The organism is Pseudoxanthomonas gei, from assembly GCF_010119615.1.
Classification (GTDB): Bacteria; Pseudomonadota; Gammaproteobacteria; order Xanthomonadales; family Xanthomonadaceae; genus Pseudoxanthomonas_A; species Pseudoxanthomonas_A gei.
This window is the reverse complement of sequence record NZ_QOVG01000001.1, coordinates 578,549-593,925: the sequence shown is the minus strand read 5'-3', so window position 1 is coordinate 593,925 and position 15,377 is coordinate 578,549. Positions and strand designations below refer to the sequence as shown.

The following is a 15,377-nucleotide window of genomic DNA, read 5'->3' as shown; positions in this document are numbered from 1 at the left end:
GTCGCGGTCCTGAATATGCCCCGGCTGGCTACATCCTGCGCTTGCAGTGGCAGCCAGCCCCGTAATCGGCGAAACTACTGCGTTGCGTCGGTGCCCGCGCAGTCCTCCGGCAGCGCCACCCCAAACCAGATCATCAACATCGTGCCGCGGGCCTTCCCGTGGCCGCAGGAGTCAGTGGATATGCAAGTTTCGGTCGAATCGCTTGGCAACCTCGAGCGCCGCATGAGCTTCACCCTTCCGGCCGAGCGCCTGGATACCCATATCGGCGGCCGCCTGCGCGAGCTGGCCCGGACCACCCGGATCAAGGGCTTCCGCCCCGGCAAGGTCCCGCAGAAGGTCATCGAGCAGCGCTACGGCCAGCAGGTCCGCAGCGAGGCCCTGAACGGCCTGTTGCGCGAGACCTTCGATTCGGCCGTGCGCGAACAGGCCCTGCAACTGGCCGGCAATCCCCGCCTTGAGCCGGCCGGTGCCGGCGAACTGGAGTGGATCGCCACTTTCGAGGTGGTGCCGGATTTCGGTGACGTGGACATGTCCAAGCTCAGCGTGACCCGGCACACCGCCGAGGTCGCCGACGCCGACATCGACCAGATGATCGAGAACCTGCGCCTGCAGCGCCGCACCTTCCAGCCAGTCCCGCGCGCTGCCCAGCAGGGCGACCGCGTGGCCCTGGAGACCTGGTCGCAGGCCGGCGAAGAGCGCCTGCCGGCCGAGGGCATCGAGAAGGGCGCCACCCTGATCGGTTCCGGCGTGATGTACAGCGAGATCGAAAACGCGCTGGTAGGCATGTCCAAGGGCGAGGAAAAGGACATCACCGTCAATTTCCCGTCGGACTGGCGCGTGGCCCAGCTGGCCGGCCGCCAGGTCCATGTGTACCTGAAGGCCACCGAGGTTTCCGAGTCGGTGATGCCGGAAGTGGACAAGGACTTCGTCAAGAGCTTTGGCGTGAAGGGTGGCGACGTGGAGCAGTTCCGCTCCGACATCCGCACCAACCTGGAGCGCGAGTTGAAGGGCGCGCTGATGGGTCGCCTGCGCCGCGAGGTCGGTGAACAGCTGATTGCGGCTTACTCCCATGTCGAGATGCCGCCGCGCCTGGTCGAGAACGAAGCGCGCGCCATGTTGCAGCAGCAGGTCGAGCAGGCCCAGCGCAACGGCCAGCAGCTGCAGGTGCCGGCCGACGCCCATGAAGGCTTCAAGGATGCCGCGCGCAAGCGCGTCCTGGTGGGCCTGCTGGTCGGCGAAGTGGCGCGTAGCAATCAGTTGCGCCTGGACCCCAAGCGCCTGAACGAGACGTTGCGTCTTATCGCCTCCACTTACGAAGAGCCGCAGCAGGTCATTGAGTTGTACCGCAATGACCCCCAGTTGATGGGTGGACTGCAGAACCGCGTGATGGAAGAGCAGGTGATCGACTGGATCGCCGAGCGCGCCCAGCACACCGAGCAGGCGCTCTCCTTCCAGGAAGCGATTCGCCAGTAAGCGACGCAGACCGTGTCCGGGTGCGATCCCCCGGGCTTCCCGCCCTCAACCAGGTCCAAGCACACAATGAGCAATATCCAGCCACAAGCACTGAACCTGGTCCCGATGGTGGTCGAACAGACCAGCCGCGGCGAGCGGGCGTATGACATCTATTCGCGCCTGCTGAAGGAGCGGGTGATCTTCCTGGTGGGCGGCGTGGACGACCATGTTTCCAACGTGATCGTCGCCCAGATGTTGTTCCTGGAAGCCGAGAACCCGGAAAAGGACATCAGCTTCTACATCAACTCGCCGGGTGGCGTGGTCACCGCGGGGATGGCGATCTACGACACCATGCAGTACATCAAGCCGGACGTGAGCACGATCTGCGTTGGCCAGGCATGCAGCATGGGTGCACTGCTGCTTTCGGCCGGTGCCGCCGGCAAGCGGTACGCCTTGCCGAACTCGCGGGTCATGATCCACCAGCCTTCTGGCGGATCGCAGGGCCAGGCCACCGATATCGATATTCAGGCACGTGAAATCCTGGCAATGCGCCAGCGCCTGAACGAGATCATGGCCAAGCACACCGGCCAGTCGCTCGAGACCATTGCCCGCGATACTGAACGCGACAATTTCAAGAGCGCGGCCGATGCCGTGGCTTACGGCCTGGTGGACCAGGTCCTGGAACGGCGTCCGGAAGACTCCATCCAGGCTGGCTGACTTACGCTGCATTACGCCGCAAGCCCCCCTGGAAACTCGTTCCTGCCGATGCCTACATGCCCCGGCCGGAACTGCTATTCTCAAACCGAACACCCGCTCGACGGGTCGGGTGACTGGACAACCGAAACATGAGCGAAGATCGGCAAAGCCGTTCCGGCGACAGCAACAAGATTCTCTACTGTTCGTTCTGCGGCAAAAGCCAGCACGAAGTCCGCAAGCTGATTGCGGGCCCGAGCGTGTTCATCTGTGATGAATGCGTGGAGCTGTGCAACGACATCATCCGCGAGGAACTCGAGGAAAAAGCCCAGTCGGCACGCAGCAGCCTGCCCAAGCCCCGCGAGATCCTCGAGGTCCTGGACCAGTACGTGATCGGCCAGCAGCGCGCCAAGCGGACCCTTGCCGTGGCCGTGTACAACCACTACAAGCGCATCGAGAGCCGCAGCAAGAACGACGAGGTCGAGCTCGCCAAGTCCAACATCCTGCTGGCCGGTCCCACCGGCTCGGGCAAGACCCTGCTGGCCGAGACGCTGGCCCGCCTGCTCAACGTGCCGTTCACCATTGCCGATGCCACCACGCTGACCGAAGCCGGTTACGTGGGCGAGGACGTTGAAAACATCATCCAGAAGCTGCTGCAGAAGTGCGATTACGATGTCGAGAAAGCGCAGCAGGGCATCGTCTATATCGACGAGATCGACAAGATCTCGCGCAAGAGCGAGAACCCCTCCATTACCCGCGACGTGTCCGGCGAAGGCGTGCAGCAGGCGCTGCTCAAGCTGATCGAGGGCACGGTGGCCAGCGTGCCGCCGCAGGGCGGGCGCAAGCATCCGCAGCAGGAATTCCTGCAGGTGGACACCAAGAACATACTTTTCATCTGCGGCGGTGCGTTCGCTGGCCTGGACAAGATCATCCAGCAGCGCTCGACCGAGGCCAGCGGGATTGGTTTCGGTTCCAAGATCAAGAGCTCCACCATCAAGGCCGAGATGGGCAAGGTGCTGTCGGAAGTCGAGCCCGAGGACCTGATCAAGTTCGGCCTGATCCCCGAGTTCGTCGGCCGCCTGCCGGTCGTGGCAACCCTCGAGGAACTCGACGAGCCCGCCCTGATCAAGATCCTGACCGAGCCCAAGAACGCGATCACCAAGCAGTTCAAGAAACTGTTCGACATGGAAGGCGTGGAGCTGGAGTTCCGTCCCGATGCGTTGTCCGCGATCGCCCGCAAGGCGCTGAAGCGAAAGACCGGCGCGCGCGGCCTGCGCACCATCGTCGAGTCGGTTCTGCTGGATACCATGTACGACCTGCCTTCCCTCGAAAACGTCGGCAAGGTGGTAGTGGATGAATCGGTGATCGAGCACAAGTCCGAGCCCTACCTGATCTACCAGAACACGCCCCCGCAGCCCAAGGTTGCCTCGGCCGAATAAGCCGCCCAAGCCGTTGAACCGCAACGGCTTTTCCAGCCCCACTTGCATCCCTTCGCAGATGGCCCCATAACGGGGCCATGGTGCATTGCACCGCCTTGTCCGCATTTTGCTGGAGCACGCATGGCCCGTTCCGATTCCCACCTCCTCGACCTGCCGGTGCTGCCGCTGCGCGACGTCGTGGTCTTCCCGCACATGGTCATCCCGCTGTTCGTCGGCCGCGACAAATCCATGCGCGCACTTGAGCAGGCCATGGAGGCGGACAAGCGCATCCTGCTGCTGGCGCAGAAGTCGGCCGAAACCGATGACCCGGGCGCCGACGACATGTATTCGATCGGTACCCTGGCGCAGGTCCTGCAGTTGCTGAAGCTACCCGACGGCACCATCAAGGTGCTGGTCGAAGGCACCGCTCGCGTCAATGTCACCGAAGTCAGTGAGCGCGATGGCTCCCTTTACGGTCGCGGCCAGGAAATCGATTCGACCGACCTGCGTGAAGGACGTGAAGTCGAAGCGGTGGCAAGGTCGCTGTTGAGCCTGTTCGAGCAGTACGTCAAGACGAACCGCAAGCTGCCGCCCGAACTGCTGCAGACCCTTGCAGGGATCGACGAGCCCAGCCGCCTGGCCGACACCATTGCCGCCCATCTGGGCGTGCGACTGAGTGACAAGCAACGCTTGCTGGAGACCATCGAAGTGGCCGATCGGCTGGAGCTGCTTGTCGGTTTCGTCGATGGCGAGATCGACGTGCAGCAGCTGGAAAAGCGCATCCGCGGCCGGGTCAAGTCGCAGATGGAGAAGAGCCAGCGCGAGTACTACCTCAACGAGCAGATGAAGGCGATCCAGAAAGAGCTGGGCGAACTCGATGACGCGCCCAATGAACTCGAGGACCTGGCGCGTAAGGTCGCCGAGGCCGGCATGCCCAAGCCCGTGGAAGCCAAGGCCAAGGCCGAGCTCAACAAGCTCAAGCAGATGTCGCCGATGTCGGCCGAAGCTGCCGTGGTCCGCAACTACCTCGATTGGTTGCTGGGCGTGCCTTGGAAGAAGCGCACCAAGGTACGCAAGGACCTCAAGGTCGCCCAGGACACGCTGGATGCCGATCACTATGGCCTGGAGAAGGTCAAGGAACGCATCCTGGAATACCTGGCCGTGCAATCGCGCGTGACCAAGATGAAGGGAGCGATCCTGTGCCTGGTGGGGCCGCCCGGGGTAGGCAAGACTTCGCTTGGGCAATCGATTGCAAGGGCCACCAACCGCAAGTTCGTGCGCATGTCGCTGGGAGGCGTGCGCGACGAAGCCGAGATCCGTGGGCACCGTCGTACCTACGTGGGTTCCATGCCCGGCCGCATCGTGCAGAACTTGAACAAGACGGGAAGCAAGAACCCGCTGTTCCTGCTGGATGAAATCGACAAGATGTCGATGGACTTCCGTGGCGATCCTTCCTCGGCATTGCTGGAAGTGCTGGATCCGGAGCAGAACAACACTTTCAACGATCACTACCTTGAAGTGGACCTGGACCTGTCCGAAGTGATGTTCGTGGCCACGTCCAATACCCTGAACATTCCCGGCCCGTTGCTCGACCGCATGGAAGTGATTCGGATCCCGGGCTACACCGAGGAAGAAAAACTCAATATCGCCGAGCGCTACCTGGTTCCCAAGCAGCTCAAGGCCAATGGGCTGAAGCCCGAGGAACTGAAGATCGCCGAGAGCGCCGTCCGCGACATCGTGCGCTATTACACGCGTGAATCCGGCGTGCGCAACCTGGAGCGCGAGATCGCCAAGATCTGCCGCAAGGTGGTAAAGGAAATTGCCCTGGCTGGCCCCAGGCCCGGGAAGAAGAAAACTGCAGCCGTCAGTGTTACTTCCAAGAACCTCGAAAAATACCAGGGCGTGCGCCGCTTTGATTACGGTCGCGCGGAGGAACAGAACGAGATCGGCCTGGTCACCGGGCTTGCATGGACCGAGGTCGGCGGGGACCTGCTGCAGATCGAAGTCAGCCTGGTGCCGGGCAAGGGAGGCCTGACCCTGACCGGTCAACTGGGCGATGTGATGAAGGAGTCCGCTTCCGCTGCGTTGTCGGTGGTCCGTTCGCGCGCCGAGAGCCTGGGCATCGATACCGACTTCCTGCAGAAGCAGGACGTGCATCTGCATGTGCCGGATGGCGCCACTCCCAAGGATGGTCCGAGCGCGGGCATCGCCATGGCCACGGCACTGGTATCCACGCTTACCAAGAACCCGGTTCGCGCCAACGTGGCCATGACCGGCGAGATCACCTTGCGCGGACGGGTCTCGGCCATCGGTGGGCTTAAAGAAAAGCTGCTCGCGGCCATTCGCGGTGGCATCACCACAGTCATCATCCCTGAAGAGAATCGCAAGGACCTGGCCGATATCCCGGCCAACGTCACCCAGGGCATGAAGATCGTACCGGTGCGCTGGATCGACGAGGTGCTGGACCTGGCCCTGGAGCGTCCATTGACTCCGGCTGCTTCGGGGGGCGGCGAGAAAGTGCCGGTGCGCGAGTCCGGCAAGGCATCGGTGCAGACCGACGTCAAGCATTGAAACAGGCTTGGCAAAGCCAGGGAAATTACCGCGAAACCCGCGCCGTTGTTGGGTTTTCAGGTTGCGTGGGTTATTGCCCGCTGGTATAACTGCATGACCCGCGGGCGCCCGCTTTGATGATGCGCCTCACGGTCCACTCGCTCGGATCATCGCCAGACCACAGCGCTGGCGATGCCCGATCACTTATTCCGCGGCAATGCCGCACAGGGAGTCTCCAAGATGAACAAAACCGAATTGATCGATGCCGTCGCAGAAAGCGCCGACCTGAGCAAGGCCGATGCGGCGCGCGCTGTTGACGCCGTGATTTCTTCCGTGACCAAAGCGCTGAAGAAGGGCGACAACGTCACCGTAGTGGGCTTTGGTACCTTCCAGGTGCGCGAGCGCGCTGCCCGCACCGGCCGCAATCCCAAGACCGGCGACACCATCAATATCGCTGCATCGAAAAATCCTGCGTTCAAGGCTGGTAAGGCTCTGAAGGATGCCGTAAACTAATCAACTCGCTTGGGTGCTTAGCTCAGCGGTAGAGCGTCTCCCTTACACGGAGAGGGTCGGGGGTTCGAAACCCTCAGCACCCACCATCAGCACCAAGCAACAGTTCAACGCGGAGTGGTAGTTCAGTTGGTTAGAATGCTGGCCTGTCACGCCGGAGGTCGCGGGTTCGAGTCCCGTCCACTCCGCCATTCTTGAGCACAAAGGGCGCCCTAGGGCGCCCTTTGTGTATTCGGGTTCTTCTCCCCGGTCCGCAATGGCCCGGCCCGCCTTCCTGCAGGGCGGGTGGAACAGGGGCTTCCCGCTTCCATTGCGTTTTGGGAAGCCGTCGAAGCGCGCTAAACTGCGCGGCTTACGAACCGGGCCTGACTCCACGATGCTGCAGAAACTCCGCGACAAGACTTCCGGCTGGATTGCGACCGCCGTCCTGGGTTTGCTGATTGTTCCATTCGCCTTTGTCGGCGTGAACGAATACATGGGCGGAGGCAAGGACAGCGCCGTGGCCAAGGTCGAGGCACCGCCCACCTGGTGGCAATCGGCGCCAGGCTGGTGGCCCTTGTCCATGCTGTGGCAACACGAAGAAGTCACCAGCGAGGAGTTCCGTGCTGGATTCGAGCAGGCGCGGCAGCAGCAGCGGCAGGCGATGGGCGAGAACTTCGACCCGCGGGATTTCGAAACCCCCGAGAACAAGTTGCTGGTGCTGGAGCGACTGATCGACCAGAAGGTGCTTGCCCTTGCGGCGAAGCGCTCAGGCATCGTGGTGAGCGACGCGGTGGTGCGCAAGGCTATCGCCGAAGAACCTGCATTTCAGGTGGATGGGAAGTTCGATGCATCGCGCTACGCGTTGATGCTGTCCTCGCAGACGCCGGCGATGACCCCGGTGGAGTTCCAGAACAAGATTCGCCAGAGCATGCAGGAAGAGCTGGTGCCGACGGGAATCCGGCAGTCGGACTTCGTGACGCCCAAGGAATTCGACCGCCTGGCAAAGCTGCTGTTCGAAACCCGTGATGTCAGCATCGTCGCGGTGCCGGCACCGGCCGCAGACGAAGCCGCCGCAGCGGTAAGCGATGCGCAGGCCAAGGCCTGGTACGACAGCCACCAATCCGACTTCAAGCAGGGTGAGTCGGTAGCCATCGAATACGTCGAGGTTGACGGTTCCAAGCTGCCCGCCACTGCTGCGCCGGTAGACGAGGCCGCGTTGCGCAAGCGCTACGAGCAGGAAAAGGCGCGCTTCATGTCAGCGGAACAGCGACATGCCTCGCACATCCTGATCACGGTGCCGGAGGACGCGAATGCGGCGACCCGCAAGGCTGCCGAAGACAAGGCCAACGCGCTCACTGCGCAGGCCAAGGCGCCGGGCGCCGACTTCGCGGCACTGGCCAAGGCCAACTCCCAGGATCCGGGTTCCAAGGACGCCGGTGGCGACCTGGGTTGGGTGGACAAGGGCGTCATGGTCAAGCCTTTCGACGATGCGCTGTTCTCGATGCAGGCCGGGGAAATCCGGGGCCCGGTCAAGACCGATTTCGGCTATCACGTATTGCAGTTGCGTGAGATCAAGCCCGGCCAGGGCAAGACATTCGAGGAAGTCCGTGACGAGCTGGCCCGCGAGCAGGGCCAGGCGGAAGGCGACCGCGCCTACAACGAACTTGCCGGGCGCCTGGTCAACGAAGTCCTGAAGAACCCGACCGCGCTTGGGCCGGCGGCCCGGAACGTGGGCTTGCCGGTGCAGCGCATCGGCCCGTTCTCGCGCGCCACGGCCTCGGGAATCGCGGCAAATCCGGCGGTGCTGCGCGCGGCCTTCTCCGAGACGCTGGTACAGGACGGCACGGTCAGCGATCCGATCGAACTCGGCCCGAATCACAGCGTGGTGATCCGCGTGTTGCAGCATGTTCCGGAACAGGCCCAGCCGCTGGCCCAGGTGCGCGATGCCGTCGTAGCTGCAATCCGCGCGGACCGCAGCTCCAAGGCGGCCGAGGCGGCCGCTGACGCGATACTGGCGCGCATCGCAAAGGGAGAGACCTTGCAGGCCATCGCGGCGGCGGGCAAGTTGCAGACAGGCGAACTGCCTGGCATTCCGCGCGGGCAACCGGTGCCTTCGCCTGAAATCAACCAGGCCATCTTCGAGGCGCCAGCGCCCGTGCCGGGCAAGGTGTCCGCTGCCAAGGCCAAGCTGGAAAATGGCGCCTACGCGGTGTTCGTGGTCAACAAGGTCAATCAGGGCGAACTGGCCAAGATTCCCGAGGAGAACCGCAAGCAGTTGCAGCAGCAGGTCGCCCAGGTGCAGGGTGCAGGGGCGGTTGAAGCGTTCGTGAAGTCCCTGCGCAAGATTTTCAGGGTGGCGCGCAACGAGGATCGCCTGTAAGGGGCAGCCTGCAAGGAGTCGGCCCCGGGGGGGCTGGAATAAAAAAGCCCGGCATTGCCGGGCTTTTTTTGTGGTCGGCGAGCGGTTATTCGTCGCCGATACCGGTCATCCCAAGGATGTTGTAACCGGCATCCACATAGGTCACTTCGCCGGTGACGCCGGCCGCCAGGTCCGAGCACAGGAAGGCCGCCACGTTGCCGACGTTCTCGATGGTCACGGTGCGGCGCAGCGGCGAGTACGCTTCCACGTGTCCAAGGATGTTGCGGAAACCACCGATGCCGGCTGCCGCCAGGGTCTTGATCGGGCCGGCCGACACCGCGTTGACGCGAATGCCCTCGGGCCCGAGGTTGAGTGCCAGGTAGCGCACCGTGGCCTCGAGGCTGGCCTTGGCCACGCCCATCACGTTGTAGTTCTGTAGGGCGCGTTCGGCACCCAGGTAGCTGAGCGTCAGGATCGCGCCCTGTCGACCCTGCATGGCGGGGCGCGCGGCCTTGGCCAGTGCGGCAAGCGAATAGGCCGAAATATCATGGGCCAGCGCGAAATTCTCGCGGGTCAGGCCGTCCAGGAAGCCGCCGGTAATTGCCTCGCGCGGAGCGAATGCGATGGCATGGACCAGGATGTCGAAGCCGTCCCAGTGCTGGCCCAGTTGCTCGAAGCACGCTGCGATCTGTGCATCGTCTGTCACGTCCAGCGGCAGTACGATCTTGCTGCCATATTCAAGCGCCGCCTTTTCAACGCGCGACTTGAGTCGATCGTTCTGGTAGGTGAAGGCCAGTTCCGCGCCTTCGCGATGCATGGCCTCGGCAATGCCCGACGCGATGGAACGGTCGCTGGCGATGCCGGTGATGAGTGCGCGCTTGCCTTGCAGGAAACCCATGGACTTTCTCACTGATTGAGCAATGGCTCCATTTTGCCACTTTTCGCTACCTGGACATGGCAACTGGTGCGCGGGTCATCTTCCGCCTGCATCAGCCTCCAGCTTCAACACCATGCCCGGTTTCAGCACCGCACTGCTGGCCAGGCCGTTGCGGGCCAGCAACTGCTGCGGCTGCATGCCGTATCGGCGCGCGATGGTCCACGCCGATTCGCCGCGACGTACGGTGTGGGAACCGCCGGGGCTGGAGCCTTGCGCGGGCGCTGGCATGGTTGCCTCGGTGCGCGCGGGCGCTTGGGCGATGTAGTCGATTGCGCGGCTGGGCCTGGCATCCGATGGCGCAAGTACGCGCATCGGTTTGCTGCCTGGAGAAATTCCACCGGCAAGGGCGGGATTGAGCCTGCGCAAAAGTGAGGGGTCGTGGCCCTGCCTGGTGGCCCAGCTTTCCAGGCTGGCCACGTCGCCCGGCAGGGTCTGGGAGGCAAGTCGCGGAACGGGCCGGTCAAGCGTTCGCAGCCATTCCTCGCGGTCATCGGCCAGCTGCAGGATGCAGGCCAACGCGTGCAACTTCTCGACATAGGCGTAGGTGATGGCGGACAGGCCCGGCAATTGCGCGGCCTTGGCGTTCTGCGCGTTCATGCCGGCGCGGCGCATCGATTGCAGGATCCTGTATTCACCCGCGTTGTAGCCCATCACGGCCAAGCGCCAGTCGCCGCCAAACATCCCGTGCAGTGTCTTCAGGTAGCGCACTGCCGCCTGGGTCGAGTCGACTGGCGACAGGCGGCCGTCGTAGCCAGCCCGCATCGAAACGCCGTGATTGCGCGCCGTCACGCCGATGAACTGCCAGAGTCCGGCGGGCCCGCTGGCGCTGCGGGCGCCCGGCTTGTAGCCGCTTTCGACAAAGGGAATCAGGGCGAATTCGGTCGGCAGGTCAGCTGCGCGCAACGCATCGACCACGTATCCGAACAGGGGCAGGAGATCGTCGTTGGCACGAGCGAGCTGGCCGGGCGCGTGGCCGAAATGCTTTTTCCAGCGAACGCTGGTGGTGGAGGCATCACAGCGGGGGTCGGCCAGCCCGTGGCGGAACTCTTCGTAGATCTCACGCCCGTTGCGCTGGTTCGATGCGGGCAGCGGCTCCACTGGCAGGGGCGGGGTGCCGCCGGTGGCAGCACCTGTCGATATCGTCACATCCGGACCGGTAGTTCCCGACGGTGCAGCGGCCTGCACCTGGGACAGACCCGCCAATCCGAGTACGCACGACAGCAGCCAGGCACGGCCGGCGCGTGCCCTCATGCGCGAAATCCGTCCTTCCAGCGCCGCAGTTCGGCAAAGGTTTCCACGCGGTCGACGGGCTCCCGGCCCAGCCGAGCTGACACCGCATCGCGGATGGCCAGGGTGTCGACCCGCAGGAAGGGATTGGTTGCCAGCTCAGTGGCGAGCGTGGAGGGCAGGGTGGGGCGTCCGGCAGTGCGCATGGCTTGGGCTTCCTCGGTGCGGCGACGCAGGGCGTCGTTGGCGGGGTCCACGGCCCGGGCGAAGGCGGCGTTGGCCAGAGTGTACTCGTGGCCGCAGCATACGGCGGTGGCACCCGGCAGGGCCGCGAGGTGCTCCAGCGAGGCCAGCATTTGTGACGGGGTACCTTCGAACAGGCGTCCGCAGCCCAGGCTGAACAGGGTGTCCCCGCAGAACAGGTGCCCCTCCACCCCATGGAAGGCGATGTGGCTGCTGGTGTGGCCGGGGACCGCCAGCACCTGGAAATCCCAGCCGTTCAAATGGAACCGGGCGCCTTCCCCGACCCGCTCCGTGGCCTCCGGAATGCGCGGATCTTCCGGCGCGAACACCGGCAGGGCGGGCCAGCGCTGGCGCAGGGCGGGAAGCCCGCCCGCATGGTCGGCGTGATGGTGGGTGATCAGCACCCCCGCCGGCCATAGCCCCAGCTCGCTGGCCGCCAGCACGGGTGCGGCGTCGCCAGGGTCCACGATCACGGCATTGCCTTCATCGTCGACCAGCGCCCAGATGTAGTTGTCTTCGAATGCAGTCAGGGCGGTCAGGCGCATCGGTCACCGGTTCGTGGAGTCAGTCCGCGGGGCGACGTCTTCAGCCGTCCTCTACAATTCCGACCATGCCTGTCCTGCAGATCAGCCGTCAACCCGATGCCATGGCCTGGTTCGAGACCCCCCGTGGCCTGGGGGTACTGGCAGCCGAGCAGGACATCATTCGCGCTGCCCTGGTGACACGTCCGGCGCAACAGCCCTGGTTGTGGCTGGGTCCGGCGCAACCGGGCTCCCCGCAGGGTCCCGACCTGCCGGCGCGGAGCCTGTGGCTGCATCCCCGCGGCGATCGCTATGCCGGCAGCCTGCAATGCGGGCTGCCCCTTCCCCTGCCCAACGAATCGATCGGCAACGTGATCCTCCAGCACGTGCTGGACGATGGCCGGGACGAGCTGCTGGACGAATGCACGCGCGTGCTGGAACCGGGCGGACGCCTGTGGCTGTTCGTGCTCAATCCCTGGAGTCCGTATCGCGCCCGCTGGCGTCGCAGCGGCCTGCAGCCACGCGATCCGCAGGCCTGGGCAATGCGCCTGCGCGCGCTGGGTCTGCAGCCCTGTGGCGAGGGAACCACCTACCTGGGACCGATCTGGCGAACCTCCGCCCACCCGCAGGCACTGGCCACTCGCCGCCTGCGCGCCAGCTGCCTGCTGGAAATGGAAAACCGTACTGCTGCCCTTATCCCGCCGGCCCCGGTCAAGCGCCAATGGCAAGCCGGCGCCGCACCCGCATGAGAGAGAAGAACGACCAATGAAGGAAGTGGAAATCCATACCGACGGCTCCTGCCTGGGCAATCCCGGCCCCGGCGGCTGGGCCGCCGTGCTGCGCTACCAGGGCCGCGAACGAGAGCTGGCCGGTGGCGAGGCGCTGACTACCAACAACCGCATGGAGCTGATGGCCGCGATCATGGCCCTGGAAGCGCTCAGCGAGCCCTGCCGCGGCAGCTTGCAGACCGATTCGCAGTACGTGCGCCAGGGCATCACCGAGTGGATGGGTAACTGGGTGCGGCGCAACTGGAAGACCGCAGGCGGCGCTCCGGTCAAGAACCGCGACTTGTGGGAACGCCTGCATGCCGCGACCCAGCGTCACACCATCGAGTGGCGGTGGGTGAAGGGCCATTCCGGCGATCCGGACAACGAACGCGTGGACCTGCTGGCGCGCGAAGCGGCCGAACGCTATCGCGACCTCAGGCCGGTGGCCTGAACGGTGCCCCGGCCCATCCTGGAAACCGCCCGGCTGTCGCTGCATGAGCTGTCCGCCGACGAACCTGGCGACGTGGCCTTCATCTATCGCCTGCTCAACGAGCCCAGCTTCCTGGAGAACATAGGCGATCGCGGCGTGCATAGCCCGGAGGATGCACGCGGCTACCTGCGCAAGGGACCGATGGCGAGCTATGCGACCCATGGATTCGGCCTTTACCGGGTGCAGGTAAAGGCCAGCGGGGAAACCGCGGGCCTGTGCGGCCTGGTCAAGCGCGCCACCTTGCAGGACGCCGACCTGGGCTACGCGCTGCTTCCCGAATTCTGTGGCCTCGGTTATGCGGTGGAGGCCGCCAGGGCAGTGCTGGCGGAAGCCCGCGCAAGGCTGCACATCGGTCGCATCGTCGCCATCACCGATCCGCGCAATGCCGGCTCCATCCGCGTGCTGCAGAAACTCGATTTCCGGTTCGAAAAGATGGTGCGGCTAGCACCTGACGACATCGAGCTCAAGCTGTTCGCTTCCACAGCCGCAGGGTAAGCTCGACGCATGCGCCAGATCATCCTTGATACCGAAACCACCGGGCTGGAATGGAAGAAAGGCAACCGAGTGGTCGAGATCGGCTGCGTCGAGTTGATGGAACGCCGCCCCACCGGCAATACCTACCACCAGTACATCAATCCGCAGCGCGAGTTCGAGCAGGGCGCGGCCGAAGTCACCGGCCTCAGCCTGGAATTCCTTGCCGACAAGCCGTTGTTCGCCGATATCGCCGACGACTTCCTGGCGTTCATCGACGGTGCGGACCTGATCATCCACAACGCGGCCTTCGACGTCGGCTTCCTCGACAACGAACTGTCGCTGCTCGGCGAGCGCTACGGCCGGCTGCGCGACCGCGTGCAGGTCGAGGATTCCCTGCTGATGGCGCGGCAGCGTTTCCCCGGCCAGCGCAATTCACTGGACGCGCTGTGCAGGCGCCTGGGCGTGGACAACGCGCACCGCCAGCTGCATGGCGCGCTGCTCGATGCGCAATTGCTGTGCGAGGTCTACCTGCACATGACCGCGGGGCAGAGCGAGATCGGCTTCGGCGGCGACGAACCGGTGCAGCCCGCATCGGCGGTGCCGGTATTTGCCGGGGCAGCGCAGGGCATCCGCCCGCGGGTGCTGATCAGCGACATCGAAATGCTGGCCCATGAAGGCCGGCTTGCAGTCCTGCGCAAGAAATCGGGTGACCGCTGCCTCTGGGACGCCGTAGCCCTGTAGATCCTGCGGCCGTGTTGACGCACGCCGTACAACCGAGCTTGCCCGGCTGCTTTCCACATGATCTTTTGCGGAATCAGGAGCAGGCCGCCGCCCGATGCCCGACGCCATTCCGCAGTTGCGCGGGTGGGCTCAGTGGCAGCGCACCAGGATGGCAGTGACGTTGTCCGAGCCACCTCCGTCCAGCGCCGCGGCGATGAGCGTATCCACGCATTCCTGGGCGCTGCAGTCGTCGTGGCGCAGCGTGCTGGCGATGCCCTTGTCGTCCACTTCCTCGGTGAGGCCGTCGCTGCACAGCAGCAACTGCATGCCCGGCTTCAGCTCCCCGGTCATGGTTTCCACGTTGAGGTGGTTGGGATCGGTCACGCCCAGTGCCTGGGTCACCACGTTGCGGTGCGGGTGCGAGCGCGCCTGTTCGCTGGTGAGGGCGCCCTGGGCGATGAGTTCCTGCACGTAACTGTGGTCCTGGCTCAGCTGGGCCAGGTTGCCGTCGCGCCACAGGTAGGCACGGCTGTCACCGACCCATGCCACCTCGAAACGGTTGCCGTTGACGCGGGCGGCCACCACCGTGGTGCCCATCGGCAGGGTGTCGTTGCGACGCTTTGAGGTGCGGATGATCTCTTCGTCGGCAATGCGGATGGCCTGGGCCAGCGGCGTGCCGTCGCGGATTTCGCGGACGATCGTTTCCCGCGCCAGGGCACTGGCGACCTCGCCACAGGCGTGCCCACCCATGCCATCGGCCACCAGCCACAAACCCAGCTCGCTGTCGCCGTAATAGGTGTCTTCATTCAAGTCGCGACGCAGGCCCACGTGGGTGAGGTGTCCGAATTCGATCATGGCGCCCTGTAGATGGTCGTGATCCGATAGTCCGTATCGGCTCTAACGACATCATCGTGGCGAACGGGACATGCATCAAGATATTCCGGCCCTCCAGGCCGGATTGGTCTGGCAAGGGCGGTGGGACGCATGCTTTTGCACCGCGCCCGCTTGTCCCGGGGGTGCCCGCCCCGTATCAT

General features: G+C 64.5%; 14 protein-coding genes and 2 tRNA genes. 12 read left to right on the top strand and 4 right to left on the bottom strand.

From position 1 onward, the window contains the following. Positions 1 to 180: 180 nt before the first annotated feature. The 8 genes from tig to DT603_RS02660 all read left to right on the top strand — a co-directional run bounded on the left by tig (position 181) and on the right by DT603_RS02660 (position 8,985). A complete protein-coding gene (gene tig, locus DT603_RS02695; protein WP_162348279.1) occupies positions 181 to 1,473 on the top strand; it encodes a trigger factor in 1,293 nt (430 codons plus the stop codon). A gap of 66 nt (positions 1,474 to 1,539) precedes the next feature. Beyond that, positions 1,540 to 2,169, top strand: coding sequence for an ATP-dependent Clp endopeptidase proteolytic subunit ClpP (gene clpP, locus DT603_RS02690; protein ID WP_162348278.1), 630 nt, complete (start codon positions 1,540 to 1,542; stop codon positions 2,167 to 2,169). Positions 2,170 to 2,297: 128 nt separating this feature from the next. Then, positions 2,298 to 3,584: an ATP-dependent Clp protease ATP-binding subunit ClpX gene (clpX, locus tag DT603_RS02685; protein WP_162348277.1), complete on the top strand. Its 1,287-nt coding sequence runs from the start codon at positions 2,298 to 2,300 to the stop codon at positions 3,582 to 3,584. 120 nt (positions 3,585 to 3,704) lie between these two features. Then, positions 3,705 to 6,134, top strand: coding sequence for an endopeptidase La (lon, locus tag DT603_RS02680; RefSeq protein WP_162348276.1), 2,430 nt, complete (start codon positions 3,705 to 3,707; stop codon positions 6,132 to 6,134). A gap of 219 nt (positions 6,135 to 6,353) precedes the next feature. Beyond that, positions 6,354 to 6,626 carry an HU family DNA-binding protein gene (locus tag DT603_RS02675; RefSeq protein ID WP_162348275.1) on the top strand — a complete coding sequence of 91 codons (273 nt, stop codon included), beginning with the start codon at positions 6,354 to 6,356 and terminating at the stop codon, positions 6,624 to 6,626. A gap of 11 nt (positions 6,627 to 6,637) precedes the next feature. After that, positions 6,638 to 6,712 (top strand) — tRNA-Val (locus tag DT603_RS02670). A 25-nt stretch (positions 6,713 to 6,737) separates the two neighbouring features. After that, positions 6,738 to 6,814 (top strand) — tRNA-Asp (locus tag DT603_RS02665). Between the two features lie 185 nt (positions 6,815 to 6,999). Continuing rightward, a complete protein-coding gene (locus tag DT603_RS02660) occupies positions 7,000 to 8,985 on the top strand; it encodes a SurA N-terminal domain-containing protein (protein ID WP_162348274.1) in 1,986 nt (661 codons plus the stop codon). Positions 8,986 to 9,070: 85 nt separating this feature from the next. Here DT603_RS02660 and DT603_RS02655 read toward each other — a convergent pair whose 3' ends face one another. The 3 genes from DT603_RS02655 to gloB all read right to left on the bottom strand — a co-directional run bounded on the left by DT603_RS02655 (position 9,071) and on the right by gloB (position 11,916). After that, on the bottom strand, positions 9,071 to 9,862 hold the full coding sequence (locus DT603_RS02655; RefSeq protein ID WP_162348273.1) for an enoyl-ACP reductase FabI: 792 nt from the start codon (positions 9,860 to 9,862) through the stop codon (positions 9,071 to 9,073). Positions 9,863 to 9,937: 75 nt separating this feature from the next. Further along, positions 9,938 to 11,152, bottom strand: a complete 1,215-nt coding sequence (locus DT603_RS02650) for a lytic transglycosylase domain-containing protein (protein WP_162348272.1) — start codon at positions 11,150 to 11,152, stop codon at positions 9,938 to 9,940. Continuing rightward, on the bottom strand, positions 11,149 to 11,916 hold the full coding sequence (gene gloB / locus DT603_RS02645; protein ID WP_162348271.1) for a hydroxyacylglutathione hydrolase: 768 nt from the start codon (positions 11,914 to 11,916) through the stop codon (positions 11,149 to 11,151). Before gloB ends, DT603_RS02650 begins: the two co-directional genes overlap by 4 nt. A gap of 65 nt (positions 11,917 to 11,981) precedes the next feature. Between gloB and DT603_RS02640 the strand changes: the two genes are divergently transcribed. From DT603_RS02640 to dnaQ, 4 genes are read left to right on the top strand one after another with little or no spacing between them, the layout of a single operon-like run. Next, the gene (locus tag DT603_RS02640) at positions 11,982 to 12,641 is read left to right on the top strand and encodes a hypothetical protein (protein ID WP_246191523.1); all 660 of its coding nucleotides are present in this window, start codon (positions 11,982 to 11,984) and stop codon (positions 12,639 to 12,641) included. 16 nt (positions 12,642 to 12,657) lie between these two features. Continuing rightward, the gene (gene rnhA, locus DT603_RS02635; protein ID WP_162348270.1) at positions 12,658 to 13,110 is read left to right on the top strand and encodes a ribonuclease HI; all 453 of its coding nucleotides are present in this window, start codon (positions 12,658 to 12,660) and stop codon (positions 13,108 to 13,110) included. Positions 13,111 to 13,113: 3 nt separating this feature from the next. Beyond that, the gene (locus DT603_RS02630) at positions 13,114 to 13,644 is read left to right on the top strand and encodes a GNAT family N-acetyltransferase (protein WP_211368238.1); all 531 of its coding nucleotides are present in this window, start codon (positions 13,114 to 13,116) and stop codon (positions 13,642 to 13,644) included. 9 nt (positions 13,645 to 13,653) lie between these two features. Further along, on the top strand, positions 13,654 to 14,364 hold the full coding sequence (gene dnaQ, locus DT603_RS02625; RefSeq protein WP_162348269.1) for a DNA polymerase III subunit epsilon: 711 nt from the start codon (positions 13,654 to 13,656) through the stop codon (positions 14,362 to 14,364). A gap of 129 nt (positions 14,365 to 14,493) precedes the next feature. Here the strand turns inward: dnaQ and DT603_RS02620 are convergent, their stop codons facing one another. After that, a complete protein-coding gene (locus tag DT603_RS02620) occupies positions 14,494 to 15,198 on the bottom strand; it encodes a PP2C family protein-serine/threonine phosphatase (RefSeq protein WP_162348268.1) in 705 nt (234 codons plus the stop codon). Positions 15,199 to 15,377 lie beyond the last annotated feature (179 nt).